Here is a 14220-nt window from a genome sequence, read left to right on the forward strand (position 1 = left end):
ACTCTGATGTCAACAGCCGTTGGCCAACAACCGTTGGCAATCTGGAGGAGGGCGTCATGACCAGCACCGCCGCACTTCCGCTCCCCGCCCGCACCGAGGTCGCCGTGGTCGGCGCGGGCCCGACCGGCCTCGCCCTCGCCGTGACCCTGGCGGAGGCCGGCGTCGACTTCGTACTGCTCGACCGGCAGGCGGAGGGCGCCAACACCTCCCGCGCCGCCGTCGTGCACGCCCGCACCCTGGAGGTTTTCGACGAGCTCGACCCGAGCGGCGCGCTGAGCGCGGACCTCGTCGGCCGCGGCGTCCCCGTCTCCCGGTTCGGCATCCGCGACGGCGCCCGGCCGCTCGCGGCCGTCGACTTCGACGGCCTGCCCACGGCCCACCCGTACGCGCTGATGGTCCCCCAGTACGAGACCGAGGCGGTCCTCCTGCGCCGTCTGCGGGCGCTCGGCGGGGACGTCCACCGCCCGTACGAGGTGACAGCCGTCGCCCAGGACGCGGCAGGGGCCACGCTCACCACCGCCACTGGCGAGACCCTGCGTGCCGCGCACGTCGTGGGGGCCGACGGAATGCACAGCGCGGTCCGCGCGGCCGCCGGCATCGCCTTCGAGGGCGGCTCGTACGGCGAGTCCTTCGTCCTGGCCGACGTGGCCATGGACTGGGCTCCGGGCCCCCGCGAGGTGTCGCTCGCCTTCGGTACCGCCGGGCTCGTGGTGATCGCCCCGCTCCCCGGCGGGCGCTACCGGATCGTCGCGACGGTCGCCGAGGCCCCCGCCGAACCGGACCTCGCCTTCGTCCGCGGCCTGCTCGACGAACGCGTTCCCGGCCAGGCGGCCGTCCGCGAACTCGTCTGGTCCTCGCGCTTCCGGATCCACCACCGCGTCGCCGACCGCTACCGGGCGGGCCGGCTGCTCCTCGCCGGGGATGCCGCCCACGTGCACAGCCCGGCCGGCGGGCAGGGCATGAACACCGGCATCCAGGACGGCTACGCCCTCGGGCGCGCCCTGGCCGCCGGCGATCTCGACGCCTACGAGGCCGCCCGCCGGCCCGTCGCCCTGCGCGTGGTGGCCCTGACGCATCGGATGACCCGGGTCGCGACCACCCGGAACCGGGCGCTGCGCGCCGTCCGCAACGCCGTGCTGCCCGTCCTCGCGCGTATCCCGGCACTGCGCGTCCGGCTCGCCACGGAGCTGGCGGAGCTCAGGTACCGCTGAGGCTCACTCCACGAACAGGCCGCGGGAGGCGGCGCGGGTGTCGAAGGCCTCCAGGCGGGCCTGGGCGTCGGGCAGGGCGTCCGCCATCGCCTCCAGCAGGACCCGGCCCAGCAGCATCGGCGCGCACGCCGTGTCGAAGGCCAGTCCGGTCCCGACCGGGGCGGGGATCAGCAGGTCGGAGTGGCGGGCCACCGGGGCGAACGCCGAGTCGGCGACCGTCACCACGGTCAGGCCGGCCGTGCGTGCGCGTTCCAGCGTGTCGACGACCTCGCGGGGGTGCCGGGGCAGGGCGAAGCACAGCAGCGCCGTCGCCCCTTCGTAGAGGGCCGCGTCGATGCGGTCCTCCATCATCGAGCCGCCTTCGTCGAGGAGCCGTACGTCGGGGTGCACCTTGGCCGCGAAGTAGGCGAAGCCGCGTGCCTGCGAGGATGCCGCCCGCAGCCCGAGCACGGGCAGCGGCTTCGAGGCGGCGAGCAGCCGGCCGGCCTCCTCGACCGGCGCGGGGTCGGCGAGCATCTCGGCGAGCTGCCGCAGGTTCTCGATCTCGCCGAGGACGGCCTGCTGGTACTCGTTGTACGAGTCCTCCTGCACGGCGGCGGCCCGCTCGGCGGGTGCCACCTCGCGCAGGTGCCTGCGCAGGGCGGGATAGCCGTCGAAGCCGAGCGCCACGGCGAACCGGGTCACGGAGGGCTGGCTCACCCCGGCCAGGTCGGCGAGCTCGACGCTCGACAGGAACGGCACCTCCGCCGCCCCGCGCACCATGCAGTGCGCGATCCGCCGCTGGGTCGGCGTCAGCCGGTGCCCTTCGAACAGCGCCTGGAGCCGCGCTGCCGGGCTGTCGCTCATGCCGTCCCCCTCCGTCCCGGTGGTTTATTCAGTCACGGAGCACTCTGCATGCGGTTATGCAGCGGGGCAAGCCGGTGCCCGCGATGCGGATAGGGGGGCTGGCCCCAGTGCCGGGGCCTGCGGCGCTTCCTACGGTGGGGGCATGGACGATGCCCACACCCCAGAGCTCAAGAAGGAACTCGACGCGACGTTGAAGGCCCGGCGGGAGCTGGGCCCGGAGTACGAGGCCGCGCTGGTGGACTCGTTCGTCGAGAAGATCGACACGCGGCTGCGGCGCCGGCTGGCGGAGGAGCGGCTGGCCGCTGCCCGCGGCGAGGGCCCGTACGCGGCTGCCGGCGCGGCGGACGGCAACTTCGGCGAACTCTTCGGCTTCGCGATCATCACGCTGGTCCTGGCGATCCCGCTGTCGGCCATCGCGGCCACGCAGGCGGGCTTCAAGGGACTGGTGGTGGCCTGGGCCGGCATCGTGGGGGTGAACTTCATCCACGCCACCCGCCTGCGGCGCGCCCGCCCGGAGGACCCAGCGGCCTGACCCGCCCGCCTGCGGCACCGCTCCGGGGCTCCGCCCCGCACCCCGCGCCTCAAACGCCGGCGAGGCTGCACGCACGACCCCACGAGCCGGCAACAAGCGCCCCAGAGGCGAACCGAGCCACGAAAGAAAGCGCGAGTGAGCCGAAGGGGCGCGCCGGGGAGTGGGGACGAGCGCGCGGAGGAAACCGCGAGGAACGAGCGGTTTACGAGCACGCCCGACCCCACGAGCCGGCAACAGGCGCCCCGGAGGCGAACCGAGCCACGAAAGAAAGCGCGAGTGAGCCGAAGGGGCGCGCCGGGGAGTGGGGGCGAGCGCGCGGAGGAAACCGCGAGGAACGAGCGGTTTACGAGCACGCACGACCCCACGAGCCGGCAAAAGGCGCCCCGGAGGCGAACCGAGCCACAAAAAAAGCGGGAACCGCCGCACCCTCGTGGGCGAGGGGCGGGACGACGGCGGTTCCCGCTGAGGACACGGCCGGGTCAGGGCCGTCCGCGTCCGTGGTGTTCGCGTGTTCCGGGAGCCGCTCCGGGGGGTGCGCGAACACCGTCGGTGGTGTCGGCGGGGCCGGTTTCCCGGTCCCTGCCGACGACCACCACTGTGCCGGAGCCGTGTTAAGGCCGTGCTGCCGCTACGTGTCCGGCCCGTACCGTTTGCGCGACGGCCGGCGGAACGCGGGTTACTTCGCGGTCTTGGCCAGGAAGGCGAGGAGGTCCTGGCGGCTCACGACGCCGGTGGGCTTGCCTTCGACCAGCACGATCGCCGCGTCGGCTTCGCCGAGTACGGCCATCAGTTCCGACACGGGCTCGCCGGAGCCGACCTGCGGCAGCGGGGAGCTCATGTGCTTCTCCAGCGGGTCGGTGAGGGAGGCGCGCTGTGCGAAGAGTGCCGCGAGCAGTTCCTTCTCGACGACGGAGCCGATGACCTCGGCGGCCATGACGTCGGGGTGGCCGGCGCCGGGCTTGACGATCGGCATCTGGGAGACGCCGTATTCGCGCAGGACCTCGATGGCCTCGCCGACGGTTTCCTCGGGGTGCATGTGGACGAGGGAGGGGATGCCGCCCTCCTTGTCGGCCAGGACGTCGCCGATGCGGGCGGCCGGTCCGGCTTCCTCCAGGAAGCCGTGTCCGGCCATCCACTCGTCGCTGAAGATCTTGCTCATGTAGCCGCGGCCGCTGTCCGGCAGCAGGACGACGACGACGTCGTCGGGGCCGAGGCCTTCGGCGGCCTTCAGCGCGGCCACGACGGCCATGCCGCAGGAGCCGCCGACGAGGAGGCCTTCTTCCTTGGCGAGGCGGCGGGTCATCTGGAAGGAGTCCTTGTCGGACACCGCGATGATCTCGTCGGTCACGTTCGGGTCGTAGGCGGTGGGCCAGAAGTCCTCGCCGACGCCCTCGACGAGGTAGGGGCGGCCGGAGCCGCCGGAGTAGACCGAGCCTTCGGGGTCGGCGCCGATGACCTTGACTTTCCCGCCGCTGACCTCCTTGAGGTAGTTGCCGGTGCCGGAGATCGTGCCGCCCGTGCCGACGCCGGCGACGAAGTGGGTGATCTTCCCGTCCGTCTGCTCCCACAGTTCGGGGCCGGTGGTCTCGTAGTGCGAACGGGGGTTGTTCGGGTTGCTGTACTGGTCGGGCTTCCAGGCGCCGGGGGTCTCGCGCACGAGGCGGTCGGACACGTTGTAGTACGAGTCCGGGTGCTCGGGGTCGACGGCGGTCGGGCAGACGACCACGTCGGCGCCGTAGGCGCGCAGTACGTTGATCTTGTCCATGGACACCTTGTCAGGGCAGACGAAGATGCACTTGTAGCCCTTCTGCTGGGCCACGATGGCGAGTCCTACACCCGTGTTGCCGCTGGTCGGCTCCACGATGGTGCCACCGGGCTTGAGGGCTCCGCTCTGCTCGGCGGCCTCGATCATCCGTACGGCGATCCGGTCCTTCACGGATCCGCCGGGATTGAAGTACTCGACCTTCGCAAGGACGGTGGCCTGCAGGCCTTCGGTCACACGGTTGAGCTTCACCAGCGGGGTGTTGCCGACGAGGCTGATCATCGAGTCGTGGAATTGCACCATGTTCTCCAAGGAGGGGACTCCACGGGTTCTCCGGGAGGCACGGCCAGGGTATGCCGAAAGGGATTGGCCGACCGTGTGTACGGGGCAGGTAGGGGTCAACGAGGACCGAGGAGGTGGCCTGAAAGGTGTCCAGGGCGAGAACAGCCCGCCGTATCGCGGCGGGGGCGGCGTACGGCGGTGGCGGCATCGGACTGGTCGGGGCCGCCGCGGTCGGGCTGGTGCTGGCGGAGGTGCAGTTCGCGAAGCGGACGGTGGGTTCCGGGTTGCCGGACCCGCCGCGTGCGGACGGGCTGTACGGGAGTGAGTTCGGCGGCCCGGAGCAGAGTCCGGGCCCGCTGCGGCTGGGCATGCTGGGTGATTCCACGGCGGCCGGGCTGGGTGTGCGGCGGGCCCGGCAGACTCCGGCGGCGCTGCTGGCCTCGGGGCTCGCGGCGGTTGCGGAGCGGCCGGTGGAGCTGCGCAACGTGGCTCTTTCGGGTGCCATGTCGGACGACCTGGACCGCCAGGTGGGGCTGCTGCTGGACCGGGACGCGCCCCCGCCGGACGTCTGCGTGATCATGATCGGGGCGAACGACGTGACGCGCCGGATGCCGCCGACCCAGTCGGTGCGGCTGCTGACGTCGGCGGTGCGCAGGCTGCGGCTGGCGGGCTCGGAGGTGGTCGTGGGCACCTGCCCGGACCTGGGCACGATCGAGCCGGTGTACCAGCCTCTGCGCTGGCTCGCGCGGCGGGTGTCGCGGCAGCTGGCGGCCGCGCAGACCATAGGGGTGGTCGCGCTGGGTGCCCGTACGGTCTCGATGGGGGACCTCCTCGGTCCGGAGTTCGCCGCGAACCCGCGCGAGATGTTCGGGCCGGACTCGTACCACCCGTCGGCGGAGGGGTACGCGACGGCTGCCATGGCGGTGCTGCCGACGCTGTGTGCGGCGTTGTCGTTGTGGCCGGAGTCGGACCGGCTGGACGTGTCCCGGGACGAGGACATGCTGCCCGTGGCGAAGGCCGCGTCGGCCGCGGCGGGGCAGGCGGGTACGGAGGTCACGGCGGCCCGCGGTCCGTGGGTGCTGCTCAAGCACCGCCGTCGTCGGCGGGTGCCGGGCGAGGACCCCGCTCCCGCGGCGTCGGACACGGCGGAGCTCGCACCGTAGGGGGTGTGGGCCCGTACCGGGGCGGGGTGGCGCACCCTTGGTGGTGCGGGCCCCGCCGGCCGGGCCCGTGGGAGCGACCGGCATCACACCCCCAGGCCGGTGACCTCGACCGTACGGGGCGGTAACTTCGCATCCGGTCCCGCAACGACGCACCCCTTGGAGTCCCGATGCCCGAAGCCGTCATCGTTTCCACCGCCCGCTCTCCCATCGGGCGCGCCTTCAAGGGGTCTCTCAAGGACGTCCGCCCGGACGACCTGACCGCGACGATCGTCCAGGCCGCGCTGGCCAAGGTGCCGGAGCTGGACCCGCGTGACATCGACGACCTGATGCTGGGCTGTGGTCTGCCGGGCGGTGAGCAGGGCCACAACCTCGCGCGCATCGTGGCCGTGCAGATGGGCATGGACTTCCTGCCGGGCGCCACGATCACCCGGTACTGCTCGTCGTCGCTGCAGACGTCCCGCATGGCCCTGCACGCCATCAAGGCGGGCGAGGGCGACGTCTTCATCTCCGCGGGCGTCGAGATGGTCTCGCGGTCCGTGAAGGGCTCCTCGGACGGCCTGCCGGACACCCACAACCCGCTTTTCGGCGAGGCGGAGGCCCGTACGGCGGCCGTCGCGCAGAGCGAGGGCTCGTCGTGGCACGACCCGCGTGAGGACGGCCTGGTCCCGGACGCGTACATCGCGATGGGCCAGACCGCGGAGAACCTGGCCCGCCTCAAGGGCGTGACCCGCCAGGACATGGACGAGTTCGGCGTCCGCTCCCAGAACCTGGCCGAGGAGGCCATCAAGAACGGCTTCTGGGCCCGCGAGATCACCCCGGTCACGACGCCGGACGGCACGGTCGTCTCCACGGACGACGGTCCGCGTGCCGGCGTGACCCTGGAGGGCGTGCAGGGCCTCAAGCCGGTCTTCCGTCCCGACGGCCTGGTGACGGCCGGCAACTGCTGCCCGCTGAACGACGGCGCGGCCGCGCTGGTCATCATGAGCGACACCAAGGCCCGCGAGCTGGGTCTGACCCCGCTGGCCCGGATCGTCTCCACCGGTGTCACCGGCCTCTCCCCCGAGATCATGGGCCTGGGCCCGGTCGAGGCGTCGAAGCAGGCCCTGAAGCGGGCCGGTCTGACGGTCGGCGACATCGACCTGTTCGAGATCAACGAGGCCTTTGCGGCGCAGGTCATCCCGTCGTACCGGGACCTGGAGATCCCCCTCGACAAGCTGAACGTCAACGGCGGGGCCATCGCCGTGGGTCACCCCTTCGGGATGACCGGCGCCCGCCTGACGGGCACGCTGATCAACAGCCTGCAGTTCCACGACAAGCAGTTCGGCCTGGAGACGATGTGCGTGGGCGGCGGCCAGGGCATGGCGATGGTGATCGAGCGGCTGAGCTGAGCCGTAGCGGAGGGTAGGGGTCGCGCGGCCGTGCCGATGTGCGGCACCTGCCCGCAGCGGTGGCGAAGCTCAGCGCGACCACGAAGAGGGCGGCTGAGCTGAGCCGTGGCGGAGGGTTTGAGCCGTAGCGGAGGGTGAGGGCGTGCTGACGGGATCTTGTGGCGGGGCAGGCGCCCCTAGGATCTGCGGGCCGTACTGACGCCGCTTCTAATCCCGTCGCGGCCTACCTGTGACCGAATCTCCCCCAGGATGTGACATACGTCCTGGGGGATCGGTGTTTATGCAGGTCACGCACTGCACAGGGGTGAAGGGTGTGACGAACGACCTGTCCATTTCGTGACGTAATGCACTGCACGCCATTCCCAGGCCGGGACACTCTGATGTAGGAAGTCGGGGGATCGAATCACCTCAGGAGTTAGTCAGTGAGCGCCATGTCTCTTGCCCTGCTGCTGACCACTGCCGCTGCCACGGCCGTGGGCGCTGCTGCTCTGCACGCCGTCCACGGTCTGCGCAAGCAGGTCACCGCCCTGCGCGGTGAGCTGGCGGTGCCGGTCCGCACCCGCGGCACGACCGTCCCGCACGCCCGCCACACCGTCGAGTCCCCCGCCGCGGAGATACGAGCCGCCGTGGCCGAGGCCCTGGCCGAGGAGCGTGAGCGCGAGCTGGCCGAGGCGCGCGCCTTCTGGGCCGCGCAGGAGGCCCGGGACGCCGCCGACGCCCCGTCGCTGCTGGGCGGCCTGTCCGGGCTCGGCGAGGACAGCCCGGTCTTCCTGCCCCGGCAGGCCGATCTGGTGGGTCTGGAGCCGGTCCTGGGCGAGGAGGTGCTGGACGAGCTGCCCGGTTATCCCGAGGATTCGGCCGAGCTGGCCGCCGCCCGCCGGCGCCACCCCTCGCACCCGGACTTCGTACCGGTCCAGGCCTCGCACCCCGGCGCCGACCACGAGCGCACCGTGAGCCGGCTGGAGGAGCTGGCGGAGGCCCGTACGGCCCTCGTGGACGTCCGTCCCGGCCCGCTGGGCACGCTGGACGTGTACGTCTTCACGGACGGCACGACGCTGTGCATGACCCCGGGGCACCGGGAGACCGCGGAGCGCCTGGCCGAGGCGCTGCGCTCGGGCACGGCCCCGGTCCTGCTGGGTGGTTCGGGGATCTCCGGCGCCTATGCACTGACCTTCTCCTGCGGTGACTCCGAGGACCCCGACAGCAACGTCTACATCCTCGCGGACCGCGTCATCGCATCGCTCTGATCTCCGCCTGCTCCACCAGCGACACGGCCTCGTCCAGCAGCTCGGACGGGGCCTTCGCCGTGTCCGGTGAGCCGGCCGGGCCGGCCCCGCCGCGCAGGGCCTCGGCGAGGTCCTGTCCGGCCACCGCCACCTGGTCTCCGACGACGAAAAGACCCTCGTCGGGCATCTCCCTCGGCGGCCGCCCGGGCGCCTCCAGCCGCTGCGCGCGTACGGAGAGCTCGCGGGCCAGGTCCAGTGCGGCGGCGGCCGCTCCCTGCTGGAGGCGGCTCTGCGGGGCGGCCCGCAGGCGGTCGGCGAAACGTTCCACGGCGGCGCTCAGGGGCGAAGTGTCAAGCACCCGGCCGACCTTACGCGCCGCCCGGGCACCATTGCCAACGGGCGAACTCTCCGGCACGGTGGCGTGAAGAGAACAAGCACGGCAAAACCTCCGGAGGCGCCCATGTCCGTAGAGTTCTCCGAGCAGACCCACCGCAACATGATCGACAGAATCCCCCTGACCACCGGTCGTGAGGTCTCCGACTGGCTCCGCACCGTCGACGAAGGCCCCTCACTCGTCCGGTTCGAGGAGAAGGTCAGCTGGCTGCGCGGCGCGCACGAGCTGTCGTACGGCCAGGCCAAGGCGATCATCCACGAGTACGACCTGCGCCGGGCCGCACGACGGTTCGGCTGACCATTCCTCCCCCGAGGTCCCTACACACGCGGGAAGGCCCCGCGAGCGGTGTGCTCGCGGGGCCTTCGCCGTGCAGACGTACTGCCGGGGCGGGCCGGGCGGCCCGCCGGTGCTGCTAGTCGTCGCCGGAGAGGATCTGGAAGATGCGCAGCATCTCGATGTAGATCCACACCAGGGTCATGGTGAGGCCGAAGGCCGCCAGCCAGGCCTCCTCGCGCGGGGCGCCGTAGGTCACGCCGTCCTCGACCTGCTTGAAGTCGAGGGCGAGGAAGCAGGCGCCGAGGATGACGCCGATGGCGCCGAACAGCAGGCCGAGGCCGCCGCTGCGGAAGCCGAGGCCGTCACCGCCGCCGAAGACCGCGAACAGGGTGTTCGCGACCATCAGGAGGATGAAGCCCAGGGCCGCGGCCATCACGAAGCCGTAGAAGCGGCGGGTGACGCGGATCCAGCCCATCTTGTACGAGAAGAGCACGGCGGCGAAGACGCACATCGTGCCCAGCACCGCCTGGATGACCACGCCGGCACCGAAGTAGGTGCTGGTGGCCGCGCTGATCACGCCGAGGAACACGCCCTCGAACGCGGCGTAGGCCAGGATCAGGCCCGGGGCGGCCTTCTGCTTGAACGACTGGATCATCGCGAAGACGAACGCCACCAGGGCGGCGCCGATGCCGATCGCGTACGACGTCTTGAGGTTGGCCGGGTCGACGGGCAGCAGCACCCAGGAGAGGGTCGCCGTCACGATGAGCGTGCCGAGCGTCATGGCCGTACGGCTCACGACGTCGTCCATGGTCATCGCGTTGGTGCGCGCCGGCGCCTGCGGCATACCCGTGGCCGGGTCCATCGCGTACGGGTTCGTCGCGTACGGGTTGGTCCCGGCCTGCTGGTGCTGCGCGTCAAAGCCCGCGTAGCCACCGTTGTCGCGGCTGAACCCCCGTCGCGAGAAGACCGGGTTACTGCTCCTCATCTCACTCCTCCGTGGCCACCGAGCGCGGCCTTGCAACAAGAGTAATGCGCTCGCAAAGAAAGCACCCTACTGCTGGAGGAGGATCTTAGGAGAAGGCACGGCGAAGCGCAGGGGATAAACGAGGGCCCCGCGGCTTCCGCGCGGAGGACCTCGTCGCCCGTACTGTCGCCAGTCCGTCGCCAGAGCTGCAGAACTGCGGAGCTGCGGAGTGCCCGGAGCCGGACTTGAACCGGCACGGCCCGAAGGCCAGCGAGGTTTAAGCTCGCCGTGTCTGCATTCCACCATCCGGGCAGGGCGTGGCGGCCCCCGTGGAAAAAGCCTTGAACGCGGTGCCGAGCCTATCGGGAACACCCTCACCACCGACGGGCCGTCTTTCCGATGTTGTCTGATTTTATTGGCGCTTGAGGGTCCGTCAGGCCCCGGAACGCACGGTCGGCCCGTTCTGTACGCCGATCACGACCTGTACGGGAATGACGGGATTTCGATGGCCCGCGCCACCCCTCGCGCCACCCTCCCGCGTCACCCCCGGCGGCCCTGGCCGCCTCCCGCCGCGCGCGGGCTGCCGCCCCTCTCCGGCCGGAGCCCCTGTCATACCAGAGGAGGAGGCGCACGCACCCGCCGTCAGTCTCCGGTGGGCCCGGAAACAGGCACGGCGGCTGATCCGCGGCGGGTAAGGGTGCGGTGAGGATGGAGGGGTCCCCGCACAACAGACCGAGGAGCCGTCCCGTGACCACCATGAACTACGCCCCGCACACCGCCCAGGCCGTGGCCGCGCGCGCCACCGGCCTCTCCAAGGTGTACGGCCAGGGCGAGACCCAGGTGGTCGCCCTGGACAACGTCTCCGTGGACTTCGGCCAGGGACAGTTCACCGCGATCATGGGCCCCTCCGGCTCCGGCAAGTCCACCCTGATGCACTGCGTCGCCGGCCTGGACACCTTCTCCGCCGGCTCCGTCCGCATCGGCGAGACCGAGCTGGGCTCCCTGAAGGACAAGCAGCTCACCCAGCTGCGCCGGGACAAGATCGGCTTCATCTTCCAGGCGTTCAACCTGCTGCCCACGCTGACGGCCCTGGAGAACATCACGCTTCCCATGGACATCGCGGGCCGCAAGCCCGACAAGCAGTGGCTCGACACCGTCGTGGACATGGTCGGCCTCTCCGGCCGCCTCGGCCACCGGCCCACCCAGCTCTCCGGCGGCCAGCAGCAGCGCGTGGCGGTCGCCCGCGCCCTCGCCTCCCGCCCCGAGATCATCTTCGGTGACGAGCCGACCGGAAACCTGGACTCCCGCTCCGGCGCCGAGGTCCTCGGCTTCCTGCGCAACTCCGTCCGCGAGCTCGGCCAGACCGTCGTGATGGTCACCCACGACCCCGTCGCCGCCTCCTACGCGGACCGCGTCATCTTCCTCGCCGACGGCCGGATCGTCGACGAGATGCTCAGCCCCAGCGCCGACGGCGTGCTGGACCGTATGAAGGCCTTCGACGCCAAGGGCCGCACCAGCTGATCCCGGGTCCCGCCCCGGCCCTTCCTCCAGACTTCCAGCCCCAGGACTGAGATCCCCCATGTTCCGTACCGCCCTGCGCAACGTCCTCGCGCACAAGGCCCGGCTGCTGATGACGGTGCTCGCCGTCACCCTCGGCGTCGCCTTCGTATCCGGCACCCTCGTCTTCACCGACACCCTCAAGAAGTCCCTCTCCGGCCAGTCGGCCAAGAGCTACGACGGCGTCGCCGTCTCGGTCACCTCCTTCGGCCAGGGCCGCAACGAGCAGGGCCTGAAGGAGGGCGAGCCCGGCCTCGGACAGCAGACCGTCGACAAGATCAAGGCGCTCCCGGGCGTCGACTCCGTCTCCGGCCGCGTCTCCGGCTTCGCCGGCGTCGGCGACGAGGACGGCAAGCTGATCGGCGCCGGCTGGTCCAACCAGGGCGCCAACTACACGCCCGTCAAGGACGGCAAGAACCCGCGCTACGCCTTCGTCACGGGCGCCGGTCCGGCCAAGGCCGACGAGGTCGCCCTCGACAAGGCCACCGCCGACAAGGGCGGCTACAAGGTCGGCGACAAGGTCCGCGTCGCGACCAACGGCCCGGTCAAGGAGTACTCCCTCGCCGGCGTCTTCACGACCGAGGACGGCGCCGTCCAGGCCGGCGGCAGCCTGGTTCTGTTCGAGACGACGGTCGCCCAGGAGCTCTACCTCAAGCCCGGCTACTTCCAGGAGCTGTCGGTCGCCGCGAAGAGCGGCGCCTCCGCCGACAAGCTGCTCGCCGACATCAAGCCGCTGCTCGACGAGAAGACCACCAAGGCACAGACCGGCGCGGCGCTCGCCGCGGAGCAGGCCAAGCAGATCGAGAAGGGCCTCAGCCACCTCAGCACGATGCTGCTCGTCTTCGCCGGCATCTCGCTCTTCGTCGGCATCTTCCTGATCTACAACACCTTCACGATGCTGGTCACCCAGCGCACGAAGGAGCTGGCCCTGCTGCGGGCCGTCGGCGCCAACCGCGGCCAGGTCATGCGCTCCGTGCTCGCCGAAGCCCTCGTCGTCGGCGCCGTGTCGGCCGCCGCCGGCCTGCTCGGCGGCATCGGCCTGGCGCTCGGGATCCGCTCCGTCATCGGCTCCCTCGGCGCCAAGCTGCCGGGCGGCGCCCCCGTCATCGCCCCGGGCACCATCGTCGCCGCCCTCGTCATCGGCGTCGTCGTCACCACCGTCGCCGCCGTGCTGCCGGCCTGGCGCACCGGCCGGATCGCGCCGGTCGCCGCCATGGGCAGCGCCCACCTGCCGGCCACCTCGAAGTCCCTGCTCGTCCGCAACATCCTCGGGTCGATCATCAGCATCGGCGGTATCGGCCTGGTCTTCCTGGGCGTCTCCACGGGCGGCGACACGGGCCGCATGACCATGGGCGGCGGCGCCTTCTTCATGCTGATCGGCATGATCGTGCTGCTGCCGCTGCTGTCGAAGCCGGTCATCGGCGCCGTCCGCCCGCTGCTGCAGAAGGTGTTCGGCGTCCCCGGCAAGCTGGCCGCCCAGAACGCCGTCCGCAACCCGCGGCGCACCGCCGTCACGGCCGCCTCGCTGGCGATCGGCCTGACCCTCGTCACCACGCTGTCCGTGCTCGGCATCACCATCGGCAAGGTCGTCGACCGGATGAGCACCGAGAAGCTCAAGGCCGACTACCGGGTGTCGATGTCCTCCGACGCGGGCAGCCTCGACAAGTCCGTGGCCGAGACCCTGGCCAAGGCCCCCGGCATCAAGGCGGTCTCCCCGCAGACGGCCGGCTACTTCCTGGTCGACGGCGACTTCCGGGCCGCCTCCGGCGTCAACCCGGCCACCATCGGCCAGCTCCTCAACGTCGAGGTCCTCAGCGGTTCGCTCGACAGCCTCGGCAAGGGCGAGGTCGCCGTCGCCGAGAAGACCGCCAAGAAGCAGAACTTCACCGTCGGCCGGCCGATCAAGCTGACGTACGACGACGGGCAGGAAGCGTCCGTGACGGTCGGTGCGATCTTCAAGGACATGGAGGGCCTGCTCTCCCCCTACGTCATCGACGACAAGATCCTCAGCTCGCACAGCGAGGAGACGTACATCCCGGAGGTGTACGTCAACGTCGAGGGCGGGGCCTCCAAGGCCGCCCAGCAGAAGGTCGTCGACGCCCTCGGCAAGAACCCGGCCATCACCGTCGCCACCCAGCAGGACATGCGCAACGAGATGGGCGGCCTGATCAACACGATGCTGAACATCATGTACGGCCTGCTCGGCATGGCGCTCGTCATCTCGGTGCTCGGCGTGGTCAACACCCTGGCCATGTCCGTCTTCGAGCGGACCCAGGAGATCGGCATGCTGCGGGCCATCGGCCTCGACCGCAGCCGGGTCAAGAACATGATCCGCCTCGAAGCCGTGGTGATCTCCCTCTTCGGAGCCGTCCTCGGCGTCGCCATCGGCATCTTCCTCGCCTGGGCCGTCGGCTCCACGCTGGCGAAGTCCATGCCCAGCTACGAGCTGATCCTCCCGTGGGACCGGATCGGGATCTTCCTCCTGCTGGCCGCCGTGGTCGGCGTCCTGGCCGCCATGTGGCCGGCCCGCAGCGCCGCCCGCCTGAACATGCTGACCGCGATCAAGACCGAGTAGCGGAACGCGGGAACCGGTACGGGGAGGGGCCCCGGGGCGATATC

General features: G+C 71.2%; 12 protein-coding genes and 1 tRNA gene. 8 read left to right on the forward strand and 5 right to left on the reverse strand.

Going from position 1 to position 14220, the window contains the following annotated elements; translation table 11 throughout:
* Positions 1 to 56: 56 nt before the first annotated feature.
* Positions 57 to 1211: an FAD-dependent monooxygenase gene (locus tag BSL84_RS13250; RefSeq protein WP_075970414.1), complete on the forward strand. Its 1155-nt coding sequence runs from the start codon at positions 57 to 59 to the stop codon at positions 1209 to 1211.
* Positions 1212 to 1214: 3 nt separating this feature from the next.
* On the opposite strand, the gene BSL84_RS13255 is transcribed toward BSL84_RS13250, so the two are convergent.
* Positions 1215 to 2057, reverse strand: coding sequence for a MurR/RpiR family transcriptional regulator (locus tag BSL84_RS13255; protein ID WP_030030761.1), 843 nt, complete (start codon positions 2055 to 2057; stop codon positions 1215 to 1217).
* 142 nt (positions 2058 to 2199) lie between these two features.
* On the opposite strand from BSL84_RS13255, the gene BSL84_RS13260 reads away from it, so the two are divergent.
* Positions 2200 to 2589, forward strand: coding sequence for a hypothetical protein (locus BSL84_RS13260; RefSeq protein ID WP_075970415.1), 390 nt, complete (start codon positions 2200 to 2202; stop codon positions 2587 to 2589).
* Between the two features lie 676 nt (positions 2590 to 3265).
* Here the strand turns inward: BSL84_RS13260 and BSL84_RS13265 are convergent.
* Complete coding sequence (locus BSL84_RS13265) at positions 3266 to 4651, reverse strand: cystathionine beta-synthase (RefSeq protein ID WP_030036959.1); 1386 nt, start codon at positions 4649 to 4651, stop codon at positions 3266 to 3268.
* 128 nt (positions 4652 to 4779) lie between these two features.
* Between BSL84_RS13265 and BSL84_RS13270 the strand changes: the two genes are divergently transcribed.
* The 3 genes from BSL84_RS13270 (at position 4780) to BSL84_RS13280 (ending at position 8431) form a co-directional block, all read left to right on the forward strand.
* A complete protein-coding gene (locus BSL84_RS13270) occupies positions 4780 to 5796 on the forward strand; it encodes an SGNH/GDSL hydrolase family protein (RefSeq protein WP_030036961.1) in 1017 nt (338 codons plus the stop codon).
* 167 nt (positions 5797 to 5963) lie between these two features.
* Entirely contained in the window at positions 5964 to 7184 is a 1221-nt protein-coding gene (locus tag BSL84_RS13275; protein WP_030036963.1) for an acetyl-CoA C-acetyltransferase, read from the forward strand.
* 431 nt (positions 7185 to 7615) lie between these two features.
* Entirely contained in the window at positions 7616 to 8431 is an 816-nt protein-coding gene (locus BSL84_RS13280) for a hypothetical protein (RefSeq protein ID WP_030036965.1), read from the forward strand.
* Here BSL84_RS13280 and BSL84_RS13285 read toward each other — a convergent pair.
* A complete protein-coding gene (locus tag BSL84_RS13285) occupies positions 8415 to 8768 on the reverse strand; it encodes a hypothetical protein (protein ID WP_030036967.1) in 354 nt (117 codons plus the stop codon). The two genes, BSL84_RS13280 and BSL84_RS13285, sit on opposite strands and share 17 nt — an antisense overlap.
* 102 nt (positions 8769 to 8870) lie before the next feature.
* Between BSL84_RS13285 and BSL84_RS13290 the strand changes: the two genes are divergently transcribed.
* The gene (locus BSL84_RS13290) at positions 8871 to 9101 is read left to right on the forward strand and encodes a DUF4287 domain-containing protein (protein WP_030036969.1); all 231 of its coding nucleotides are present in this window, start codon (positions 8871 to 8873) and stop codon (positions 9099 to 9101) included.
* A gap of 115 nt (positions 9102 to 9216) precedes the next feature.
* Here the strand turns inward: BSL84_RS13290 and BSL84_RS13295 are convergent, their stop codons facing one another.
* On the reverse strand, positions 9217 to 10065 hold the full coding sequence (locus tag BSL84_RS13295; RefSeq protein ID WP_030036971.1) for a Bax inhibitor-1/YccA family membrane protein: 849 nt from the start codon (positions 10063 to 10065) through the stop codon (positions 9217 to 9219).
* A 209-nt stretch (positions 10066 to 10274) separates the two neighbouring features.
* Positions 10275 to 10356, reverse strand: a tRNA-Leu gene (locus tag BSL84_RS13300).
* Between the two features lie 444 nt (positions 10357 to 10800).
* Between BSL84_RS13300 and BSL84_RS13305 the strand changes: the two genes are divergently transcribed.
* Both BSL84_RS13305 and BSL84_RS13310 read left to right on the forward strand, forming a co-directional pair.
* Complete coding sequence (locus BSL84_RS13305) at positions 10801 to 11565, forward strand: ABC transporter ATP-binding protein (protein WP_107484905.1); 765 nt, start codon at positions 10801 to 10803, stop codon at positions 11563 to 11565.
* A 58-nt stretch (positions 11566 to 11623) separates the two neighbouring features.
* Positions 11624 to 14176: an ABC transporter permease gene (locus tag BSL84_RS13310; RefSeq protein ID WP_075970417.1), complete on the forward strand. Its 2553-nt coding sequence runs from the start codon at positions 11624 to 11626 to the stop codon at positions 14174 to 14176.
* Positions 14177 to 14220 lie beyond the last annotated feature (44 nt).

The organism is Streptomyces sp. TN58, assembly GCF_001941845.1.
GTDB lineage: Bacteria > Actinomycetota > Actinomycetes > Streptomycetales > Streptomycetaceae > Streptomyces.